This window comes from Streptomyces spiroverticillatus (assembly GCA_014650415.1).
Taxonomy (GTDB): Bacteria; Actinomycetota; Actinomycetes; order Streptomycetales; family Streptomycetaceae; genus Streptomyces; species Streptomyces spiroverticillatus.
On sequence record BMUX01000003.1, the window covers coordinates 464,175 to 484,592 of the forward strand.

The following is a 20,418-nucleotide window of genomic DNA, read 5'->3' on the forward strand; positions in this document are numbered from 1 at the left end:
CCGGGGGAGCCGGGGCGGCCCGACGGCCCGGCCGGGGGAGGTGGTTCACGCGGCCTTCACCGTGTCCACGGCGGGGCTGCGCATGCCGCGCCACGAGGGCAGCAGGGTGGCACCGAACACCAGCAGCAGCGATCCGCCGACGACGGCGAGGTAGATGCCGATGGATCCGGAGGGCAGATACGAGCCGCTCTTGACGAGGCTGTACGGAACGACGGTCGTCGCCGCGGCGATCGTGCCGAGCACGGTGGCGACGACACCGATCAGGGCGCCCTCCACGGACAGCATGCCGATCACCTGGCGGCGGGTGGCGCCGGTGAGCCGCTGGAGGGCGAACTCCGCACGCCGCTTGCGGGTCACCGACACCAGGGTGTTGACGACCGTGATCGAGGCGTACCCGACGATCATCGCGACGATGGTGTAGTTCGCGGAGACCAGGATCTGCTGGATCTGGTTGGTGCGGCCGGCCAGTGAGGAGCTGTCGTCCAGTTCGCTGCCGGGGAGCCGGGCGGCGAGTGCGGCGAGGCCCGCGTGGGCCCGGTCGGCGCTGCCGGGCTCGGCCCGGACCAGGATCTGCTGCGGCAGCCTCTCGCCGGTGTGCTCGGCGAGCACGGACGCGGGCATCGTCAGGTAGGGCTGCTTGGGGTTGTCGGCGTAGAGGGCCACGACGGCGGGGTTGGCCCGGGTGCCGTCACCGAGGTGCATCGGCAGCCTGTCGCCGACCTTCACCCCGTACTCCTGGGCCTTCTTGTCGGACAGGGCCACCGTGTCGCCGCTGAGGGCAGTCAGGTCACCGGCGACCTCGGGCAGGTCGAGGCTCTGCACGACGCCGTCTGCGGAGACTCCTCGCAGGTCGACCTCGGCCGGGCCGTCCGGACCGTCCACGAAGCCGCGGGTGGTGACGAACTCGGAGGCCGCGGCCACCCCGGGCGTCCGGCGCACCCGGTCGACGACGTCGGCTGCGAAGCCGCCCGTCGTGGAGTCGAGGACGTAGTCGGCGAGGACGTTGTGGTCGTAGGAGCTGCGGGAGACCTCGTTCTCGGTGGACTGCATGTACAGGGTGCCGGTGGCGATGCCGATCAGCAGGACGATCGGGGCGACGGCACCCGCCATCCGGACGTTGGCGGTGGCCGCGTTGCGCAGTGCGAGCCGGCCGGAGAGTCCGGAGAAGGCGCGCACCGGCAGCTTGAGCAGCGCCACCATGAACCGGGTGATGCCGGGGGCGAGCAGGACCAGACCGATGCAGAAGAGCACGGACGCCGGTCCCGCCGTGCTGGCGAGGGTCGGGCCGTCCTCCATGACGGTGGCGGTGGCGACGGCCAGGCCGATGCCGTTGACCAGGAAGAAGAGCGCGAACACCAGGCGCGGCACGCTGAACCACCGGGTGCCGGCGGTGGACTCGGCGGTCGCGGCGATCGGCTCGGTGCGGGCGGCCCGCCGTCCGGCGAAGCGGGTCGCGCCCGCCGCGGCCAGCACGGTGACGATCGCGCCGACCGCCATGGGGACCGCACCGGCGCGGTAGGTGATCGAGGACGACACGACACCGCTGGACGTCAGCACGGCGAACAGCCCGCGCCCGACGGCGTATCCGGGCAGCAGGGCGAGCAGCACGGAAGCCACCGACAGCACGGTCGTCTCGGTGAGGATCATGCGGCGCAACTGTGTGGGAGTGGATCCGACGGCACGCAGCAGCGCCATCTCGCGGGCGCGCTGCTGGAGGGAGAGGGCCAGGGTGGAGGCCACGCCGAAGATGACGATCAGCACGACCGAGGAGCCGAAGACGGCCGCGAGGATGACGACGGTGCGCTGTCCGGCCAGCGCGGTGGGCAGTTCGGCCAGTCCGCGGCTCTCGCCAAAGAACACCTCGGCGCGGTCGCCGACCGCAGTGCTCACCGCTGCGGCGACCATGTCGGCGCTGCTGCCGGACGCGGGCAGGACGGCGATCGAATCGATCCGGCCGCCCGCGAGGGTGCGGGCCGTCTCGTCGGTGAAGAACACGGCCGCATGCGGGTTGCGGCCGCCGTTCTGCTCCGCAACGCCGCTGACCCGGAACTGCCGCGTGGTGCCTTCGACGACGATGCCGACCGTCGATCCCGGGCTGACACCGGCCTGTTCGGCCAGTGCCGTGTCGAGAACGACCTCGCCGTCGCCTGCGGGAGCCTTGCCGGCGGCGAGGGTGTAGGGGGTGAACGGGGCACTGGCCCAGCCGTGGCCGTACGAGGACGAGCCGCTGGTCACCGGCTTGCCGTCCTGGAGGACGGTGGCGGGGAACGACACGTCGCCGACGGCCTTGCCGACGCCGTCGGCCCCGGCCACCCGGCCGACCAGGGAGGGGTCGATGCGGTGACGCTCGGCCAGGGCGGTGGAGTGGTGGGTCTGTACGCCGCTTACGACGACCGGTGCTTCGTGCAGGCGCTGCGGTGCGGCCGCCATCCGTAAGCCCGTCTCCATCAGGCCGCCGCAGCCGATGACGATGGCGGCGCCGAAGAACATGGCGCAGAAGGTCGCGATGAAGCTGGTCCTGCGGAACTTCAGGGTGCGCAGGGCGAGACGCAGCATCAGTACCGCCCTCCGGAGGGCTGCGCCAGGGCCTGGTGCTGGTTGTCGTCCTCCCAGGCACCGAGCCTGGTCATCCGGGCGGCGACGGCATCGGCCGTCGGCCGGAGCAGTTCACCGGCGAAGGCGCCGTCGGCGAGGAAGACCACGCGGTCCGCGTAGGAGGCGGCGACCGGGTCGTGGGTCACCATGACCAGGGTCTGGCGGGCGTTGTCGACGGACTCGCGCAGCAGGCCGAGGACGGCGCTCGCGGTACGGGTGTCCAGCGCTCCGGTGGGCTCGTCCGCGAAGACCACCGCGGGGCGGGTCACCAGGGCGCGTGCGATGGCCACGCGCTGCTGCTGGCCGCCGGACAGCTCGGAGGGCAGGTGCCCCAGCCGCTCGGCCAGGCCGACGCGCTGCACCACGGTGCGGATCAGGCCCTTGTCGGGGCGCTCACCGGCCAGTTGCAGGGGCAGCGTGATGTTCTCCATGACGGTCAGCGCGGGCAGCAGGTTGAAGGCCTGGAAGATGAAACCGATCCGGTTGCGGCGCAGCATGGTCAGCTGGTCGTCGTCCAGCCCCGAGAGGTCCCTGCCGCCGACGACGACCCTTCCGGAGGTGGGCCGGGCGAGCCCCGCCGCGCAGTGCAGAAAGGTGCTCTTGCCCGATCCGGACGGACCCATCACGGCGGTGAAGGTGCCGTCGGCGAAGCCCAGGGAGAGCCCGCGGAGCGCGGCCACCTTGCTGTCGCCCTGCCCGTAGATCTTCGACACGGCGTCCAGCCGTACCGCCTCCGCCTGACGGAGGTCCTGTGAAGTGTGCACCGAGGGCTCCCCAATGAGCTGTAGCGCTTCCCGAGCGGTATCTGTGATCCAGCCTAGGAACGGTGCAGCTGCGGCACATTGGCATTGACCGGCCGCTTCGAGGTAGAGGTTTCTCCACCCCGGCACACCAGGTTCGGGCGGCCCGCGCCCGACGCAAAATGCCCCCTGAAACCGCGTTTCCGCAGTTCAGGGGGCATTCAATGTGTGGAGCCTAGGAGATTCGAACTCCTGACATCTGCCTTGCAAAGGCAGCGCTCTACCAACTGAGCTAAGGCCCCGAAAACGGGTGCCGGAAACGCACCGCACCGCAGGCGTCCACCGACGCAGACAAGAGTAGCGGGTGACCCCCGTAATCCCGCAAACAGATTGGGACTCCCCGTCGCTGACCACTCTCCGTAAGATGCACCGCGAGGTTCGCAGCAGCGAAGGGGAGACGCAGATGGACGCAGCACAACAGGAAGCCTCGGCGAGGGCCAGGGAGCTTCAGCGCAGTTGGTACGGGGAGCCGCTGGGGGCGCTCTTCCGTCGGCTCATCGACGACCTGGGACTCAACCAGGCCCGGCTCGCGGCCGTGCTCGGCCTCTCCGCGCCCATGCTCTCCCAGCTGATGAGCGGCCAGCGCGCCAAGATCGGCAACCCCGCCGTGGTGCAGCGCGTCCAGGCACTCCAGGAACTCGCGTCCCTGGTCGCCGACGGCAGCGTCAGCGCGGGGGAGGCCACGGACCGGATGGACGAGATCAAGAAGTCCCAGGGCGGTTCGGTCCTGAGCACCACCAACCAGTCCACGCCCAGCTCCGGGGCACCCACCGTGCGCCGCGTGGTGCGCGAGATCCAGTCGCTGCTGCGCTCGGTGGCCGGCGCCGGCGACATCATCCACGCGGCGGACTCCCTCGCCGCGGACCACCCCGAGCTCGCCGAGTTCCTGCGGGTGTACGGCGCCGGGCGCACCGCCGAAGCCGTCGCCCACTACGAAGCACACCAGAACTGACGCGTCACCACAGGACGGCAGGCGGGGGCGGGCGGGGGCCATGGGAGAGATCTTCGCGAACCGGTACGAACTGATCGACCCGATCGGGCAGGGCGGGTCGGGCGCGGTGTGGCGTTCCTGGGACCACCGGCGTCACCGCTACGTGGCGGCGAAGGTGCTCCGGCAGCGCGACGCCCACGCACTGCTGCGCTTCGTCCGCGAGCAGGCCCTGCGCATCGACCATCCGCACGTCCTGGCACCTGCCAGCTGGGCTGCGGACGACGACCAGGTCCTGTTCACGATGGATCTGGTGGGCGGCGGCTCGCTCGCCCACCTCATCGGGGACTACGGCCCGCTCCCGCCCCGCTTCGTGTGCACCCTCCTCGACCAGCTGCTCTCCGGCCTCGCCGCCCTCCACGCCGAGGGGGTCGTGCACCGCGACATCAAGCCCGCGAACATCCTCCTGGAGGCGACCGGCACCGGCCGCCCCCACCTGCGGCTGTCGGACTTCGGGATCGCCATCCGCAAGGGCGACGCCCGCCTGACCCAGACCGACTACGTCATCGGCACCCCGGGCTATCTCGCCCCCGAGCAGCTCCGGGGCTGCGAACCCGACTTCCCCGCCGATCTGTACGCGGTCGGGCTGGTCGCGCTGTATTTGCTCCAGGGCAGCAAGCCCGAGCCGACACAGCTGGCCGAGCTCTTCGCCGACGGCACCCCCGACGCACCCGAGGGCCTGCCCGAGCCGCTGTGGCAGGTCGTCGCCGGGCTGCTCCGCCCGGACCCGCAGACCAGGTTCCGTACCGCCACGGGGGCCCGCAAGGCGCTCGCGGCCGCCGCCGAGCTGCTGCCCGAGGAGGACACCGGTCAGGACCCGGTGGAGGTCTTCGACCAGCTGGGCCCCCTGCCGACGGGATTCGGCCCGTCGGGCCCGGACCGTACGCAGTCCTCCACGCCCTCCCCGTCGGCGCCGGCGTCCACCCCCGCGGCCGCCGCCCCGACGCCCGCACCGGCACCCACGCCGACCCCCATGTCCCAGACCGGCAGCTACTACCTCGCCCCACCGCCCTCACCCCGCACGCCCTCACCCCACACGCCCGCCCACCTGTCCCCGCCTCCCGCCACGACCCCGCTGCCGCAGGCCACGGCACCTCTCCCGCAGACCACGGCACCTCTCCCGCAGGCCGCACCCCCCGCCTACCCGGTCCCGCACGCGGCCCCCCGGAAGCGGCCCGGACCGTCCCCGAAGGTCGCGGTCCCGGTCCTGCTGCTCGCGCTGGTCTGCTTCGCCGTGGGCATCTGGGCGCTCACCCAGACCTGACCCGACCTGACCTGCGTCACCGCTCGACCCGACCCACGTCACCACCCGACCCGGGTCACCAGCCCGCCGGCGGCCCGAACCCCGGCCCCTGCGGTGCACGGCCCGCCGCCGCCCTGCGCCTGGCCAGCAGCGTCCAGGTTCCCAGCCCGAGCACCAGCACGCTCCCCGTGCCGATCCCGGCCGCCGCGACGACCCGCATCACCCCGCTGCGCCCGTCCGGGACACCACCGCGCCCTTCGTCCACCGCCTGGGGATCACCCTTGGGGACACCGAATTCCCGGGACTCCTCCGTGTACGCGGGCCCGGCCTTCGCGGCGCCCTGCACCGCGACCCGCAGCGTCACCCCGTACGCCCGGTCGCCGAAGGCGCTGCCGACCTCGGGGCTCAGCGCGATCCGCAGGTAGTACCAGCCCGCCAGCCGCATGCCGCCGACGGCGCTGGAGAAGGCGAAGCGGTTCTCGTACGCCACCGGCGGCAGCGGGTCCAGCGACACCGTCTTCAGTTCCCCGTCGTACAGCATCGAGTTGTGGCCCGCCACATACCCGCGCGCGGGGTTGTGCAGCGTGAAGGACAAGGCGTTGCCCACGGTCCCCTTGCGGCCCCCCTCGGCGTTGTGCAGGCCCACGTCCGCGTAGATCTGCTGCCCCCAGTCGACGGGCACCCGGTAGAAGAGGCTCTGCCCGGGAGTGATCTCGTCGCGCCACTCCCCGCCGGTCAGCGCGGCCGCGTCGTTGAAGCCGGTGCCGCCGTGCCGCTTCTTGGCCGCTCCCGCCGGGGGTCCGGGCGGTGTGCTCGGCCAGTCCTTCGGGGCCTCGGTCGGCCCGGCCTTCTTCAGCCCCGGCTCGGACTGGTGCCGTATCTCCAGCTCCCAGTCCTCCCGGGAGGACTCGGCCTTCGTGGTGCGCTGCACCAGCACGTAGTAGGCGCCCGCCGTCTGGCACCTGCGCGAGTCCGGCACGACCAGGCGGGCCGCGGTGGCGCTCAGCGGACGCGGGAAGGCGGCCGACCCGAAGTTCATGCCCTCGCCCTGGTCGCAGGGGATGCTGCTGCCGTCCAGCACCGACACCTTGAGGCCGTCGGCGTACTGGACGCGGGCCCCGGCCTTCGGCACCCCGACGGCCGACACGTGCGCGTTGGTCCGGGCGTCGAGGTCCAGCCGGTAGTACCGCTTCTCGCCCGGCCCGATGCTGTCCCGGTACGTCTTCCCCGCCGCCAGCGCGGGCGCCTCGGCGGTGCTGGACGTGGCCTTGACCTGCTGCGCGCCCTCGGCGAAGACGTACGCATCCGGCCCGGCGGCCGCGAGCGCCTGCCCCGGCAGGCCCAGCGGCAGACAGACCGCCGCGCACAGCGCCGCCGCCCCGGCGAGGAGCACGCGTAACCGCCCGGCCCCAAAAGCTCCCCGGCCTCCGATGCGCTGCCTCTTCACCACGCCGCCCCTCGCCCTCTCCGGGTGGCCGCCTGCCGCCTCGGTGGCCGCAACGGACTCCGTGAGGCTCATCCTGCCCCGCCCACACCAGCACTGTCCGCTCATACGACCGATTACCGGCCCTGGAAGCCCCTCTGCGGGCCTGCGAAGTGACGACCCGCCAGGAACCCCCCGGCCCGCCGCACGGCCCTCACAGCCCGCCCAGAGCGCACGCACGGGAGGATCCACGCGAATGTTTCACGTGAAACACAGACCAAGCCCCCTGACCGTTTCACGTGAAACATCGCCCACGGGAGCCCGGACAGCACAAAACCCCGGCTGCTCCTCAGAGCGACCGGGGTTTTGCATGTGACTACTGGGGCTCACACACCCGAACCTGCGGGCACGGAGTCAGTCGCCTCCGTCCACAGATCCTGCTCGGCGCGATCCGCCTGGATCTGGCGGTACACGAGGAGCCCGCCAATGGCGGCCAGTGCGACCAGGAGAAGCTTCTTCACCGCGCGACCTCGTCTTTCCTTGACGTAGGAGACCTCTTGGCGGCCGACTATACACACCGGCCGATACCGATCGGTGACCTACCGGGGGGTTCAACTGCCGGACGCACAAAAGCGGTTGGCTCGGACGAGAAGTTTCTCGTCCGGGCCAACCGGTGTCTGTGGGCCTAACAGGATTTGAACCTGTGGCCTCATCCTTATCAGGGATGCGCTCTAACCAACTGAGCTATAGGCCCGCTGCGCTCGCGCGCTGACTCCTGAAGATTAGCGCACGAGGGGCGCAGTCCCAAAATCGGTTCTCCGCCCCCCGCCACCAGCGCCTATTCGTCCTCGGCGAGCGTGAGCTCCACACCGCCCACGAAACCGGCCGACAGGTTGTAGATGAAGGCGCCCAGCGTCGCCAGGGCCGTCATCAGCACCACGTCGATCACCGCGATCACCGAGGTGAAGGTCAGCACCCTCGGCAGCGACAGGAACGACTGGAGGTCGAACCCGCTGCTCTCGCCGGAACCGGCCGTCGAGCTGGTCGCCTCACTGATCGTGCCGCCGACGGTCGCGAAGACGCCCATGGCGTCCATGACCATCCACAGCACGGCCGCCGCGATCACCGTGCAGATGCCCAGCGCGATCGACAGCAGGAAGCTGACCTTCATCACCGACCACGGGTCGGCCTTCGCCACCCGCAGCCGCGCCTTGCGCGTACGGGGCGTGGTCCGCGCCCCCGTACGCGGCTTGCGCACCGCGCCCGTCTGGCCGCCCTGCGTACCGCCGCCGCCCTGGCCCACGGGCGGACGCTGACCCCCCTGGGTGCCACCGCCGCCCTGCGTCGCCTGGTACGCCTGCGGCGGGTGGTACGGCTGGGAACCCGGCCCCTGGGCCGGCTCCTCCCGCTCACCGGGCAGCGGTCCGGCCGCGTACCCCTCGTAACCCTGCTGGGGCTGCGGCCCCCGGGTGTCCGTCACAGTTCCCCCCTGGGAGTCCGCGGCAGAGCCACGGGCACCGGGTGCTCCAGCTCCGGAAGTTTTTCCTCCGGTGCCCGTGGCTCCACTCACGACCTACTCCTCGTGCTCCCCTGCCGAAGGCTCGACGCCCTCGGCTACTTCGGTCGCGGCCGTGGCAGTGACCGCACCGTCCGCTTCGGCCTCGGAGCCGTCTGCCCCGTCGACCTCTTCGGCCTCACGGCCGGCCTCGGCGTTGCGGGCGATGCCGACGACGGCGTCCCGCTTGCCCAGGTTGATCAGTTGGACGCCCATGGTGTCACGGCCCGTCTCCCTGACTTCGTTGACTCGCGTACGAATCACACCACCGCCGAGGGTGATGGCGAGGATCTCGTCGGTCTCCTCGACCACCAGCGCGCCCACGAGCGAGCCCCGGTCCTCCACGATCTTGGCGGCCTTGATGCCGAGACCGCCGCGGCCCTGGACGCGGTACTCGTCGACGGGCGTGCGCTTCGCGTACCCGCCGTCGGTTGCGGTGAACACGAACGTACCGGGCCGGACCACATTCATCGAGAGCAGTTCGTCGCCCTCGCGGAAACTCATGCCCTTCACACCCGACGTCGCACGGCCCATCGGACGCAGCGCGTCGTCCGTCGCCGTGAACCGGATCGACTGGGCCTTCCTGCTGACCAGCAGCAAGTCGTCCTCGGACGACACCAGCTCCGCGCCGATCAGTTCGTCGTCGCTGCCGTCCGCGGTCTCCCGCAGGTTGATCGCGATGACACCACCCGATCGGGGCGAGTCGTAGTCCTTCAGCGACGTCTTCTTCACCAGGCCGCCCTTGGTGGCCAGGATCAGGTACGGCGCCGCCTCGTAGTCCCGGATCGCCAGGATCTGGGCGATCTTCTCGTCCGGCTGGAACGCGAGGAGGTTGGCCACGTGCTGGCCGCGCGCATCACGTCCGGCGTCGGGAAGCTCGTATGCCTTCGCCCGGTACACCCGGCCCTTGTTCGTGAAGAACAGCAGCCAGTGGTGGGTCGTGGACACGAAGAAGTGGTCGACGATGTCGTCCTGCTTCAGCTTCGTGCCGCGCACGCCCTTGCCACCGCGCTTCTGCGACCGGTAGTCCTCGGTCTTCGTGCGCTTCACGTAGCCACCGTTGGTGATGGTGACGACGATGTCCTCCTCGGCGATCAGGTCCTCGATGGACATGTCACCGTCGAAGGGCACCAGGGCGGAACGCCGGTCGTCGCCGAACTTGTCGACGATGACGGCCAGTTCCTCGCTGACGATCGCACGCTGGCGCTGCGGGGAGGCCAGGATCTCGTTGTACTCGTTGATCTTGGCCTGGAGCTCGTCGTGCTCCGCCACGATCTTCTGCCGCTCCAGGGCGGCCAGGCGGCGCAGCTGCATCTCCAGGATCGCGTTCGCCTGGATCTCATCGATGGAGAGCAGCTCCATCAGGCCCTCGCGGGCGATCTCCACCGTGTTCGAGCGGCGGATCAGCGCGATGACCTCGTCGATCGCGTCCAGCGCCTTGAGCAGACCGCGCAGGATGTGCGCCCGCTCCTCCGCCTTGCGCAGGCGGAACTTCGTACGCCGGACGATGACCTCGATCTGGTGCGTCACCCAGTGGCGGATGAACGCGTCCAGCGACAGCGTGCGCGGCACGCCGTCCACCAGCGCCAGCATGTTGGCGCCGAAGTTCGACTGGAGGTCGGTGTGCTTGTACAGGTTGTTCAGCACGACCTTGGCGACGGCGTCGCGCTTGAGCACGATGACCAGGCGCTGGCCGGTCCGCGACGAGGTCTCGTCGCGGACGTCGGCGATGCCGCCGACCTTGCCGTCCTTCACCAGGTCGGCGATCTTCTGCGCCAGGTTGTCCGGGTTCGTCTGGTACGGGAGTTCCGTGACGACCAGGCACTGACGGTTCTGGATCTCCTCGACGGCCACCACGGCGCGCATAGTGATCGAGCCGCGGCCCGTCCGGTACGCCTCCTCGATGCCCTTGCGGCCCACCACCAGCGCGCCGGTCGGGAAGTCGGGGCCCTTGATGCGCTCCATCAGAGCGTCCAGGAGCTCCTCCTGCGAGGCCTCCGGGTTCTCCAGGCACCACTGGGCGCCGGCGGCGACCTCGCGCAGGTTGTGCGGCGGGATGTTCGTCGCCATGCCGACCGCGATACCGGCGGAGCCGTTGACCAGCAGGTTCGGGAAGCGCGACGGCAGGACCGTCGGCTCCTGGTTGCGGCCGTCGTAGTTGGCCGTGAAGTCGACGGTCTCCTCGTCGATGTCGCGGACCATCTCCATGGAGAGGTTCGCCATCTTGCACTCGGTGTAGCGCATGGCGGCCGCCGGGTCGTTGCCCGGGGAGCCGAAGTTGCCGTTGGAGGCCACCAGCGGCATGCGCATCGACCACGGCTGCGCCAGACGCACCAGGGCGTCGTAGATCGAGGAGTCGCCGTGCGGGTGGTACGTACCCATGACGTCACCGACGACGCGGGCGCACTTGTAGAAGCCCTTCTCGGGCCGGTAGCCGCCGTCGTACATCGCGTACAGGACGCGACGGTGCACGGGCTTCAGGCCGTCCCGCACGTCGGGCAGCGCGCGCGCCACGATGACGGACATCGCGTAGTCGAGGTAGGACCGCTGCATCTCGGTCTCGAGCCCGACGGGCTCGATCCGTACGGTCTGATCCTCGGGAGCAGGGGTGACAGGGGTGTTCTCGTCGGCCATTGCTGGTCAAAATCCTTTCGAAGCGGTCAGCGACGGACCGACTCAGATGTCGAGGAAGCGGACGTCCTTGGCGTTGCGCTGGATGAACGAGCGCCGCGCCTCGACGTCCTCGCCCATCAGCACCGAGAACAGGTCGTCGGCCTGGGCCGCGTCGTCCAGGGTGACCTGGCCGAGCACACGGTGGTCGACGTCCATCGTGGTGATGCGCAGCTCCTCGGCATCCATCTCGCCGAGACCCTTGAAGCGCTGGAGGTCGCCCTCCTTGATGCGCTTGCCCTGCTGCTCGCCCGCCTCGCGCAGCGCGTCGCGCTCGCGGTCGGAGTAGGCGTACTCGACGTTGTCGCGGCTCCACTTGAGCTTGTACAGCGGCGGACGCGACAGGTACACGTGCCCCGCCTCGACCAGCGGCCGCATGAAGCGGAACAGGAACGTCAGGAGCAGCGTGTTGATGTGCTGACCGTCGACGTCGGCGTCCGCCATCAGGATGATCTTGTGATAGCGGAGCTTCTCGATGTCGAAGTCCTCGTGCACACCGGTGCCGAAGGCGCTGATCAGCGCCTGGACCTCGGTGTTCTGAAGGATCTTGTCGATGCGCGCCTTCTCGACGTTCAGGATCTTGCCGCGGATCGGCAGGATGGCCTGGTACATCGGGTTGCGGCCGGACTTCGCCGAACCACCGGCGGAGTCACCCTCGACGATGAAGATCTCGCACTTCGTCGGGTCGTTGGACTGGCAGTCGCTGAGCTTGCCCGGCAGCGACGCCGACTCCAGCAGGCCCTTGCGACGGGTCAGGTCGCGCGCCTTGCGGGCAGCGACACGGGCCGTGGCGGCCTGGATCGCCTTGCGGACGATGTCCGCGGCCTCGTTCGGGTTGCGGTCGAACCAGTCGTTGAGGTGCTCGTGCACGACCTTCTGCACGAAGGTCTTGGCCTCCGTGTTGCCCAGCTTGGTCTTCGTCTGACCCTCGAACTGCGGCTCGCCCAGCTTCACCGAGATGATCGCGGTCAGACCCTCGCGGATGTCCTCGCCCGCCAGGTTGTCGTCCTTCTCGCGCAGGAACTTCTTCTCCCGCGCGTACCGGTTGACCAGACCCGTCAGCGCCGCACGGAAGCCCTCCTCGTGCGTACCGCCCTCGTGCGTGTGGATCGTGTTCGCGAACGAGTACACGCCCTCGCTGTACTGCGAGTTCCACTGCATCGCGATCTCGACCGAGAGCAGACGCTCCTTGTCCTCGGCCTCGACGTCGATGACGGTCGGGTGGATGAGCTCGCCCTTGCGCGAGTTCAGGTACTTCACGAAGTCGACGATGCCGCCTTCGTAGTGGTACGTGACCGTCCGCACCTGCTCGTCGTCCGAGGTCTCGGCGGTGTCCGCCCCGGCGACGGCCTTCGCGGACTCCCGCTCGTCGGTGAGCTTGATGGTCAGTCCCTTGTTCAGGAACGCCATCTCCTGGAAACGCCGCGACAGCGTCTCGAAGGAGTACTCGGTGGTCTCGAAGATGTCGCCGTCGGCCCAGAAAGTGACCGACGTGCCCGTCTCGTCAGTGGCCTCGTGGCGCTCCAGCGCAGCGGTCGGCACACCGAGCTTGTAGTCCTGCGTCCAGCGGTAGCCGTCCGTCTTGATCTCGACGGAGACCTTCGTGGACAGCGCGTTCACCACGGAGACACCGACGCCGTGCAGACCGCCGGAGACGGCGTAACCGCCGCCGCCGAACTTTCCGCCCGCGTGCAGGACGGTCAGGACCACCTCGACGGCCGGCTTGCCCTCGGACGGGACGATGCCCACCGGGATGCCTCGGCCGTTGTCGATGACGCGCACGCCGCCGTCGGGAAGGATGGTGACGTCGATCGTGTCAGCGTGCCCGGCCAGCGCCTCGTCGACGGAGTTGTCGACGACTTCCTGCACCATGTGATGCAGGCCACGCTCGCCGGTCGAGCCGATGTACATGCCCGGGCGCTTGCGGACCGCGTCCAGCCCCTCAAGGACTGTGATCGCGCTGGCGTCGTACGACGGGGCGCCGTCGGGGGGCGTCCCCCCGGCAGCGGCAGCCTCCGGAGAGGTCACCTCGGCGTCCTCGCCGGCAGTGGACGGACTGATCTCGTTGGGGTTGCCGGAATCGGCCACGAAGCGCCCTTTCTGGCACAGCACAGGCCCATCCCCTGCCGTCGGCTGGGGGAATCCCCATCCCCAGGCAGGCAGGAGCGGCTGCGTCGTTCTGTGTGAGTCGACGTGCCCCGCGAAACAAGCGAGGACTATGCATCAGTCTACCGGTAGCGCAGACATGAATGGGGGTTTGCCGGTACCTGAGTCCGCATGTGCCGCCCGGAACCGGGGCTGCCCGACTCCCCATATTCGGAGAGGGGCTCCAGGCGGCTCCAGAGGGCGTCCAGCGCTTCGGGCTGTCAACCACTCATCACCGTGAGGGACGCCTCACTCCCACCGCCCGGTTTCACGTGAAACATCCTTGTCATGTTTCACGTGAAACATGGACGCACCGGCTCTATCCGTACGTGTCCCCGGGCCCCGTGCTCCCCGGCGCCCGGAGCGGCCCGTACCGGCGCTGCGGCGCGTTCGGCCCCTCCAGCCTGATCTGCCGCACGGTGTCCCGGCCGAGCTCCCCGTTGAGCCGCTTCAGCAACGTGGGCGTCAAATACTTCATCTGCGTCACCCACGCCGTGGAGGTGCAGCGCACCCAGAGAATCCGCTCCTCCTCGTCGTACTTCAGCGGCTCGGTGTGCTGCGCGACGTCGGGGCCCACGATGTCCTTCCAGCGCCCCATCACCCCGCTGACCGCGATCGGCATCTCCCAGCCGCGCTCGGTCTTCAGCCGGTCCAGCGCCGCACCCAGCTTCAGCGGGTCCCGGCCGTCCGCCCCCGAACCCGACCGGATGCTCCCGCCCCGGCGCACCGTCTTCTTCTGCTGGGCCGCGGCTCCGCGCGCCCGCGCCTGCTCCTTCGCCGCGGCCAGGGCCTGCCGGGCGAGATCCACACCCGAGGACTCGGGAGGCTTGGGCTCTTTCTTGTCCCCGCTCACAGCCGGGTCACCTCGCCACCGGCCACCCCGTACCGAACCCCTGACAGCACACCCGGAACGTCGTCGTCGACGGCCGCCGTCACCAGCACCTGCTCGCCGTGCGCCACCAGCTCCGCCAGCCGTTCGCGCCGGCGCACGTCCAGCTCGGCGAAGACGTCGTCCAGGACGAGCACGGGTTCGTTGCCCTCGGCGCGCAGCAGGTCGTACGAGGCGAGCCGCAGCGCCAGCGCGTACGACCAGGACTCCCCGTGACTCGCGTAGCCCTTCGCGGGCAGCTGCCCCAGCTTCAGCAGCAGATCGTCGCGGTGCGGGCCGACCAGCGTCACGCCCCGCTCGATCTCCTGCTTGCGCGCCTCGCCGAGCGCCGCCAGCAACTGCCCGTACAGCTCCTCGCGGGTGTGCCCCTCGCCGGGCGCGGAGGTGCGGTACTCCAGCAGCAACGGGCCGCCGCCGGGGGCGAGTTGTTCGTACGCCTTGTCGGCCAGCGGCTGGAGGGTGGCGACCAGGTCGAGGCGCTGGGCGAGCAGCTCGGCGCCGGCCTTCGCCAGGTGCTGGTCCCAGACGTCGATGGTGGACATGTCCATGGACCGCCCGCCGTGCCGCCGGGCCATCGCCGCGGACTTGAGGAGGGTGTTGCGCTGCTTCAGTACGCGTTCGTAGTCGGAGCGCACCGCGGCCATGCGCGGGGAGCGCGCGGTGACCAGCTCGTCCAGGAACTTGCGGCGCTCGCCCGGATCGCCCTTCACCAGGGCCAGGTCCTCGGGCGCGAACAGCACCGTTCGTACGATCCCCAGTACGTCCCGGGGCCTGACCTGCGAGGACCTGTTAATACGGGCCCGGTTCGCGCGGCCCGGGTTGAGCTCCAGCTCGACCAGCTGGGACCGCTCGCCCTGGGTGACGGCGGCCCGGACGACGGCGCGCTCGGCACCCATCCGTACCAGAGGCGCATCCGAGGAGACGCGGTGGCTGCCGAGCGTGGCGAGATAGCCGATCGCCTCGACGAGGTTGGTCTTGCCCTGCCCGTTCGCCCCCACGAAAGCGGTGACGCCCGGGTCGAGAGGTACTTCGACCCGGGCGTACGAGCGGAAGTCGGCCAGCGACAGATGCGTGACGTGCATGGTGGTGCGCCGACCTTCCCCCGTGTTGCGCTTACTTCTTGTTGGACTCGACCGCGTGGCCGCCGAACTGGTTGCGCAGCGCGGCGATCATCTTCATCTGCGGGGAGTCGTCCTGGCGCGAGGCGAAGCGCGCGAACAGGGAGGCCGTGATCGCGGGCAGCGGCACGGCGTTGTCGATGGCGGCCTCGACGGTCCAGCGGCCCTCGCCGGAGTCGGCGGCGTAGCCGCGCAGGCCCTCCAGGTGCTCGTCGTCGTCGAGCGCGTTGACCGCGAGGTCCAGCAGCCAGGAACGGATGACCGTGCCCTCCTGCCAGGAGCGGAAGACCTCGCGCACGTCGGTGACGGAGTCGACCTTCTCCAGGAGCTCCCAGCCCTCGGCGTAGGCCTGCATCATGGCGTACTCGATGCCGTTGTGGACCATCTTCGCGAAGTGGCCGGCGCCGACCTTGCCCGCGTGGACCGAGCCGAACTCGCCCTCGGGCTTGAGGGCGTCGAAGATCGGCTGGACCGTCGCGACGTGGTCGGCGTCGCCGCCGTACATCAGCGCGTAGCCGTTCTCCAGGCCCCAGACGCCGCCGGAGACGCCGCAGTCGACGAAGCCGATGCCCTTGGCCTTCAGCTCCTCGGCGTGCTTCTCGTCGTCCGTCCAGCGCGAGTTGCCGCCGTCGACGACGATGTCGCCGGGGGAGAGGAGCTCGCCCAGGGCGTCGATCGTGGACTGGGTCGCGTCACCCGCCGGGACCATGACCCACACGACGCGCGGGCCCTTGAGCTTGCCCACAAGCTCTTCCAGGCTGTGGACATCCGCGACGTCCGCGTTGCGGTCGTAACCGATGACGGTGTGGCCTGCGCGGCGGATGCGCTCGCGCATGTTGCCGCCCATCTTGCCGAGGCCGACGAGACCGAGCTCCATCAGAAGATTCCTTTAGCTTCGAGGCGATTCGTACCCGGGTACGAGCCTACGCCCGGCTTGTGCGGACGGCCCGAGGGGCACGTGAGGCCCGGGGCCACCTGGGCTCCGGGCCTGCACGGCACTGCTCCGCGATCAGCCGGACAGACGCACCGGCATGATCAGGTACTTGTACGCGTCGTCCGCCTCGGCGTCCACGGCCGGGCGGCCGCTGAGCAGCGCCGGCTTGGTGGACGTGGTGAACGAGAGCTGGGCGACCGGGGAGTCGATGGCGCTCAGACCGTCCAGCAGGAAGGTCGGGTTGAAGGCGATCGAGATGTCGTCGCCGTCGAGGTTGGCGTCGACGCGCTCCACAGCCTGTGCATCGTCGCTGGAACCGGCTTCGAGGATCAGGACGCCCTGCTCGAAGGTCAGCCGGACCGGAGTGTTGCGCTCGGCGACCAGCGCCACGCGCTTGACGGCCTCGACGAACGGGGCGGTCTCGATGACGGCCACCGAGTTGAACTCGGTCGGGAACAGCGTCCGGTACTTCGGCAGGTCGCCTTCGAGCAGACGGGTCGTCGTACGACGGCCGGCACCCTCGAAACCGATCAGGCCCTCACCGGCGCCGGAGCCCGACAGCGCGATCGTGACCGTGTCACCGCTGGTCAGGGACTTGGCGGTGTCCAGGAGCGTCTTGGCGGGCACCAGGGCGACCGCGGAGGCCTCCGGGTCCTCGGGCTTCCACAGGAACTCGCGGACCGCGAAGCGGTAGCGGTCGGTGGAGGCCAGCGTGACCGTGTCGCCCTCGATCTCGATGCGCACACCGGTCAGGACGGGCAGCGTGTCGTCGCGGCCGGCGGCGATGGCCACCTGGGCGGCGGCGGAGGCGAAGACCTCACCGGGGACGGTGCCCGTGGCGGTCGGCATCTGCGGCAGCGCCGGGTACTCCTCCACTGGAAGCGTGTGGAGTGTGAACCGCGAGGATCCGCAGGCCACGGTCGCCCGTACACCGTCTGTGGAAATCTCCACCGGGCGGTTGGGGAGGGCGCGGCAGATGTCGGCGAGCAGACGCCCCGACACCAGGACCGTGCCGTCCTCCTCGATCTCCGCGTCGACCGACACACGGGCCGAGACCTCGTAGTCGAAGCCGGAGAGGCTCAGCGCGCCCTCCTCGGCCTTCAGCAGAAGGCCCGCGAGGACGGGCACCGGCGGACGGGCCGGGAGGCTGCGGGCCGTCCAGGCCACCGCCTCCGCGAGTACATCGCGCTCCACCCGGATCTTCACCGGAACCGCCTCCTGCTGTTGCTGGCTCGCCCTGCTGGCTTTCGTCGTCTGGATCGGTGTCTCCCTGCCGTCGGCGGGGGAAGTTCACCGGGGACCAGTCTGACGTACGCCACCGACACTCGGTGCTGCCGCCGGTCAAGTCGGGCCGAGAGCGGCCTGGAGGCTTCGGGCCGAGTTGTACACAGGGCCTTCTTCTTTGCGGATTCCGGGCTCTCTCTGAGTGGGAGTAGTAGTAGGGCCTGTGGAAACCGTGGATAACCCTGTTTTCGCAGCTCAGGCCCACTTTTTTGTCCACTGCCCCTGTGGGTGGGACCCGTGGACAACTCGCCTGTTCTGTGGACGGGGCGGAGTTCTGCACACCCGGTGCACAGGCAGGGGCCACTTCCCCACAGCTGTGTCCCCAGGTTTACCCACCTTCCCCACAGCCCAACCGACCTCCTTGGTGTGACGCCTTTCACTCGACCCGGTGAGAAGGGGTGTCGCGTTGCCGAACAGTGGACAGCCGTGTGGAGAAGCTGGGGACAAGGCCGCCCAGCCTGTGGGCCGCCCGTGGACAACTCCTTCGGCCCCCTGTGGAGGAAAATCTTGTCCACAGCCTGTGGATCATTGTTTGCCACAATTCCACAAGCACCTGACCTGGGGTGATGAAGCCTCAGGAAGCGCGCCTGTGGACATAATCTGGACAACTTCACAGTCCCCAGGGTGTGGACGGAACATCGTCCCAGGATCTGTGGAGAACTCCAGCCCAGCGGCCCGAATTCGAACAGCGGGATGTGCCGAGGGCCCGTCAACAGCCTTGGGAAAATGTCGTGAAGCCCCGGAAACGGGTGCCGGAGACGTCCCGGCGAGAGCCGGGGGGCTGCCCGGAGAACGCTTCTGGGGCAAACAGAAGGGCGCCCGGGGACTCGTGGTCCCCGGGCGCCCTCCGTCGTCGTAACAGCCGTAACGGTGGCCCTGTCAGCCGTTCTTGATGCGGTTGGTGAGCTCCGTGACCTGGTTGTAGATGGAGCGCCGCTCCGCCATCAGGGCCCGGATCTTCCGGTCGGCGTGCATCACCGTCGTGTGGTCGCGGCCGCCGAACTGCGCGCCGATCTTCGGCAACGACAGATCGGTGAGCTCACGGCACAGGTACATCGCGATCTGCCGGGCCGTCACCAGCACGCGGCTGCGCGAGGATCCGCACAGGTCGTCCACCGTCAGCCCGAAGTAGTCCGCGGTCGCCGACATGATGGCCGGCGCCGTGATCTCCGGGGAGGCGTCCTCGCCGCCGGGGATGAGGTCCTTCAGCACCTGCTCGGTGAGCCCGAGGTCCACCGGTTGCCGGTTCAGGCTCGCGAAGGCCGTGACCCGGATCAGCGCCCCCTCCAGCTCGCGGATGTTGCGCGAGATGCGGGAGGCGATGAACTCCAGTACCTCCGGCGGGGCGTTCAGCTGCTCCTGCACCGCCTTCTTGCGCAGGATCGCGATCCGCGTCTCCAGTTCCGGCGGCTGCACATCGGTGGTCAGGCCCCACTCGAAGCGGTTGCGCAGCCGGTCCTCCAGCGTCACCAGCTGCTTGGGCGGCCGGTCGGAGGACAGCACGATCTGCTTGTTCGCGTTGTGCAGGGTGTTGAAGGTGTGGAAGAACTCCTCCTGCGTCGACTCCTTGCTCGCCAGGAACTGGATGTCGTCGACGAGCAGGATGTCCACGTCGCGGTAGCGCTTGCGGAACGCGTCGCCCTTGCCGTCTCGGATGGAGTTGATGAACTCGTTGGTGAACTCCTCCGAGCTCACGTACCGCACCCGCGTACCGGGGTAGAGGCTGCGCGCGTAGTGGCCGATCGCGTGCAGCAGGTGCGTCTTGCCGAGGCCGGACTCGCCGTAGATGAAGAGCGGGTTGTACGCCTTCGCCGGCGCCTCGGCGACGGCGACCGCGGCCGCGTGCGCGAACCGGTTCGAGGAACCGATGACGAAGGTGTCGAAGAGGTACTTGGGGTTCAGGCGCGCATGCGGCTCGCCGGGCCCGGGGGCCGGCGCGGGCTGTGCGGCCAGCGGGCCGGGGGCGCCGCTGGAGGCGGGCAGCGACGGGCCGCCGCCGTGCCGCGGCCCCTGGCCCTGCCGGTCCTGGCGCTCCGCGCGCTCCTGCCGCTGGGGCTCGTACGACGGCGGCTGGTCGTAGGACTGGCGGTCGGGGAGCTGCGAGCGGTAGTCGTGCTGCGGCGGCCGGGAGTAGGGGTCGCGCTCCTGGAAGCCGCCGAGCCGGGGCTGCTGCCAGCCGCCGTGGTCCTCCTGGGCACCGGGCCAGGTGCCGGGCGCGGGGCGCGACTGCTGGCGGTACTCGGGGTAGGCGGGGCGGGCCACGGGCAGGCCGTCGTCGGACTGGCGGTGACCGTAGGAGTCGTACGCGTCACGGTCGTCGCGGCTGTCGCGAACATCACGCTGCTGCGGCTCGTCGTGCTGCTGCGCGTGCTGTCCGCCCTGGCCGTGCTGCCCCTGCTGGCGCTGTGCCGGGTAGGAGGGCTGCGGGTGGGACTGCTGGCGTACGGGGGCGGGGGACTCGCCGACGGAGTCGTCGACGGTGATGGCGATCCGGATCGGACGCCCGCACTCGCGGCTCAGGGCCTCGCTGATGAGCGGCGCGAGACGCCCCTCCAGGACCTGCTTGCTGTACTCGTTCGGCACGGCCAGCAGGGCGGTGTCGGCGACCAGCGCGAGGGGCTGGCAGCGCTCGATCCACTGCTTGTCCTTGGCCTCGACACCCTGCTGTCCCTCCCCGAGCAGGTGCTCCAGCACGCGCGGCCACACTGCGGCAAGATCGGCAGGTACGTCAGCCACAGGGCACGCTTTCTCACAGGTCCCACGAAGGTGTGGTT

14 protein-coding genes and 2 tRNA genes are annotated in these 20,418 nt (G+C 69.9%); 2 read left to right on the forward strand and 14 right to left on the reverse strand.

Going from position 1 to position 20,418, the window contains the following annotated elements; all coding sequences use genetic code 11:
• Positions 1-45 precede the first annotated feature (45 nt).
• The 3 genes from IE269_RS10255 to IE269_RS10265 all read right to left on the reverse strand — a co-directional run bounded on the left by IE269_RS10255 (position 46) and on the right by IE269_RS10265 (position 3,637).
• Complete coding sequence (locus IE269_RS10255) at positions 46-2,556, reverse strand: ABC transporter permease (RefSeq protein ID WP_189822515.1); 2,511 nt, start codon at positions 2,554-2,556, stop codon at positions 46-48.
• On the reverse strand, positions 2,556-3,359 hold the full coding sequence (locus IE269_RS10260) for an ABC transporter ATP-binding protein (protein ID WP_189822516.1): 804 nt from the start codon (positions 3,357-3,359) through the stop codon (positions 2,556-2,558). The genes IE269_RS10255 and IE269_RS10260 overlap by 1 nt, the downstream gene beginning before the upstream one ends.
• 205 nt (positions 3,360-3,564) lie before the next feature.
• Positions 3,565-3,637, reverse strand: a tRNA-Ala gene (locus tag IE269_RS10265).
• A gap of 161 nt (positions 3,638-3,798) precedes the next feature.
• Here IE269_RS10265 and IE269_RS10270 point away from each other — a divergent pair.
• Entirely contained in the window at positions 3,799-4,347 is a 549-nt protein-coding gene (locus tag IE269_RS10270; RefSeq protein ID WP_189822517.1) for a helix-turn-helix domain-containing protein, read from the forward strand.
• 40 nt (positions 4,348-4,387) lie between these two features.
• On the forward strand, positions 4,388-5,647 hold the full coding sequence (locus tag IE269_RS10275) for a serine/threonine-protein kinase (RefSeq protein WP_189822518.1): 1,260 nt from the start codon (positions 4,388-4,390) through the stop codon (positions 5,645-5,647).
• A 55-nt stretch (positions 5,648-5,702) separates the two neighbouring features.
• On the opposite strand, the gene IE269_RS10280 is transcribed toward IE269_RS10275, so the two are convergent.
• The 11 genes from IE269_RS10280 to dnaA form a co-directional block, all read right to left on the reverse strand.
• The gene (locus tag IE269_RS10280; protein ID WP_229897525.1) at positions 5,703-7,145 is read right to left on the reverse strand and encodes a hypothetical protein; all 1,443 of its coding nucleotides are present in this window, start codon (positions 7,143-7,145) and stop codon (positions 5,703-5,705) included.
• Between the two features lie 290 nt (positions 7,146-7,435).
• Positions 7,436-7,570 carry a DLW-39 family protein gene (locus IE269_RS43070; protein ID WP_003958712.1) on the reverse strand — a complete coding sequence of 45 codons (135 nt, stop codon included), beginning with the start codon at positions 7,568-7,570 and terminating at the stop codon, positions 7,436-7,438.
• 159 nt (positions 7,571-7,729) lie between these two features.
• A tRNA-Ile gene (locus IE269_RS10290) sits at positions 7,730-7,803 on the reverse strand.
• An 84-nt stretch (positions 7,804-7,887) separates the two neighbouring features.
• On the reverse strand, positions 7,888-8,529 hold the full coding sequence (locus tag IE269_RS10295; RefSeq protein WP_189822519.1) for a DUF3566 domain-containing protein: 642 nt from the start codon (positions 8,527-8,529) through the stop codon (positions 7,888-7,890).
• Positions 8,530-8,622: 93 nt separating this feature from the next.
• On the reverse strand, positions 8,623-11,238 hold the full coding sequence (gyrA, locus tag IE269_RS10300) for a DNA gyrase subunit A (RefSeq protein ID WP_189822520.1): 2,616 nt from the start codon (positions 11,236-11,238) through the stop codon (positions 8,623-8,625).
• 42 nt (positions 11,239-11,280) lie between these two features.
• On the reverse strand, positions 11,281-13,386 hold the full coding sequence (gyrB, locus tag IE269_RS10305) for a DNA topoisomerase (ATP-hydrolyzing) subunit B (protein ID WP_189822521.1): 2,106 nt from the start codon (positions 13,384-13,386) through the stop codon (positions 11,281-11,283).
• 352 nt (positions 13,387-13,738) lie between these two features.
• Positions 13,739-14,272: a DciA family protein gene (locus tag IE269_RS10310; protein ID WP_189822522.1), complete on the reverse strand. Its 534-nt coding sequence runs from the start codon at positions 14,270-14,272 to the stop codon at positions 13,739-13,741.
• Positions 14,269-15,390, reverse strand: coding sequence for a DNA replication/repair protein RecF (recF, locus tag IE269_RS10315; protein ID WP_189822523.1), 1,122 nt, complete (start codon positions 15,388-15,390; stop codon positions 14,269-14,271). Before recF ends, IE269_RS10310 begins: the two co-directional genes overlap by 4 nt.
• 31 nt (positions 15,391-15,421) lie before the next feature.
• Positions 15,422-16,303 (reverse strand): phosphogluconate dehydrogenase (NAD(+)-dependent, decarboxylating), encoded by an 882-nt coding sequence (gnd, locus tag IE269_RS10320; protein ID WP_189822524.1) that lies wholly within the window; start codon positions 16,301-16,303, stop codon positions 15,422-15,424.
• A 132-nt stretch (positions 16,304-16,435) separates the two neighbouring features.
• Positions 16,436-17,566 carry a DNA polymerase III subunit beta gene (dnaN, locus tag IE269_RS10325; protein WP_189822525.1) on the reverse strand — a complete coding sequence of 377 codons (1,131 nt, stop codon included), beginning with the start codon at positions 17,564-17,566 and terminating at the stop codon, positions 16,436-16,438.
• A gap of 957 nt (positions 17,567-18,523) precedes the next feature.
• Positions 18,524-20,380 carry a chromosomal replication initiator protein DnaA gene (dnaA, locus tag IE269_RS10330; RefSeq protein ID WP_189822526.1) on the reverse strand — a complete coding sequence of 619 codons (1,857 nt, stop codon included), beginning with the start codon at positions 20,378-20,380 and terminating at the stop codon, positions 18,524-18,526.
• Positions 20,381-20,418 lie beyond the last annotated feature (38 nt).